Source organism: Tepidimonas sp., from assembly GCF_036825565.1.
Classification (GTDB): Bacteria; Pseudomonadota; Gammaproteobacteria; order Burkholderiales; family Burkholderiaceae_C; genus Tepidimonas.
In genome coordinates, this window is sequence record NZ_DAISXZ010000134.1 from 1 (window position 1) to 1,836 (window position 1,836).

Sequence of the window (1,836 nt, forward strand, 5' to 3'; positions counted from 1 at the left end):
TCGCCACCCCGCCCCACCCGCTGCGCGACGTGCGCGCCCTCGTATTCGATGTGTTTGGCACGCTGGTGGACTGGCGCACCTCCATCGCGCGGCAGGCGAAACAGGCGCTCGCCCCACTGGGCATCGAGGTCGACTGGCTGGCCTTTGCCGACGCGTGGCGGGCGCAGTACCAGCCCGCCATGGCGCGTGTGCGCGAGGGCGCCATGCCGTACCGCAAGTTGGACGACTTGCACCGCCTGAACCTGGATGCCGTGCTGACCGCGTGGGGGCTGGCGCACCAGGTGGATGAGGCGACGCGCGCGCACCTGACCCGGGCGTGGCACCGGCTGGACGCCTGGCCCGACGTCGCCGCCGGCCTGCGTGCCCTACGGCCGCGGGTGCTGCTCGCGCCGTGCTCCAACGGCCACATCGCGCTGATGGTGCATCTGGCACGGCACAACGGCTGGGTGTGGGACGCCATCCTGGGCGCCGAACTGGCGCGGGACTACAAACCCAAGCCCGGCGTGTACCGCGCGGCGGTGGAAGCCCTGGATCTGCCGCCCCAAGCCGTCATGATGGTGGCGGCGCATTCCGACGATTTGGCCGCTGCCGCCCAGGTGGGGCTGCGCACCGCTTTCGTCGCCCGCCCGGACGAACATGGCCCCGGCCGGGGCGAGCGCCGCGCGGCCGTACCCGTGGATGTGGAGGTTGGCAGCCTGCCGGAACTGGCCGAGCGGCTGGGTCCTGGGGACGGTCCGGTCGCATGCTGACGGACGCGACTCGCTGCGCATGGTAGCCGATCGAGCTGGTAGGAGGCCACCGGCTCAGCGCGTCATCAGCAGTTGGGCCGCGACCGAGGCGGCGATCACCTCCGGCTCCTTGCCCGCCAGCCCTAGGATACCGATGGGGCAGGTGATGCGTGCCAGCGCCCCATCGTCGTGCCCCAGCGCCCGCAGGCGATTCTGAAACGCGGCCCACTTGGTGCGGCTGCCCGATCAGCCCCACGAAGGGCAGATCGTCGCGCATGCGCAGCCGCTGCAGACAGGCGTCCACGATGGCCAGGTCCTCCGCGTGGCTGAAGCTCATGATCAGCACCCGGCTGTGCGGGGCCAGACCGTATACGGACCGCTCCACGGGGTCGGAGTGCTCGGCCACCACGGCGGGCGGCAGGTCGGGTGGGAAGACGCCATCACGGCTGTCGATCCAGGTCAGCGCAAAGGGCAGCGGCCGCAGCGCCCGTTCGATGGCGCGCCCGACATGGCCGCCGCCGAACAGCGCCACGGGCACATGCGCCGCCGTCCACACCCCGCGCAGCGCGGCCGCGTCGGCCGCCGTGACACGCCGCAGCCGCACATGCACCACCCCCCCGCAGCACTGTCCCAGGCGGGGGCCCAGCGGGTAGCGCAACCGTTCGTCCGGCGCATCGCCCGCGGCGCCCAGCCGGGCCCGGGCATGCTGGATGACCTGCCACTCCAGTTGCCCGCCGCCGATGGTACCCACCACGTCCCGCGCGGTCACGAGCATCCAGGCGCCCGCCTCGCGCGGCACCGAACCCTCGCCGCGCTCGACCACCACCAGCATCCCGGGCCCGTCCGCCAGGGCCGCCAGCGCGCTGTCCAGATCGCCCCCGCGCAACTGCCATCCGTCCATGCCGTCTTTCATGCCGTCAGTATCGCCGGGGTTGAAAGGCCTGGGCCGTTGGCGCACAATCCGCCGAACTCCACCACCGGGACGGAGCGCCTCTGCCACCGTCCCTGCGCCCCGATGACTCTCACGTTCGACTTGCCCCTGCCGCCCGCGCCACGCCGGCCCGCCCCCCACGACCGGCTGCGCGGCTGGGGTTGGGCGGCGCTGATG

The 1,836-nt window shown here is 72.9% G+C and carries 1 protein-coding gene and 1 pseudogene; one reads left to right on the forward strand and one right to left on the reverse strand.

Going from position 1 to position 1,836, the window contains the following annotated elements:
* Positions 1-50: 50 nt before the first annotated feature.
* Positions 51-749: a haloacid dehalogenase type II gene (locus V7026_RS11405; RefSeq protein WP_334155493.1), complete on the forward strand. Its 699-nt coding sequence runs from the start codon at positions 51-53 to the stop codon at positions 747-749.
* A 54-nt stretch (positions 750-803) separates the two neighbouring features.
* On the opposite strand, the pseudogene xdhC reads toward V7026_RS11405, so the two are convergent.
* Positions 804-1,629: pseudogene (gene xdhC / locus V7026_RS11410) on the reverse strand (xanthine dehydrogenase accessory protein XdhC).
* Positions 1,630-1,836: the final 207 nt, after the last annotated feature.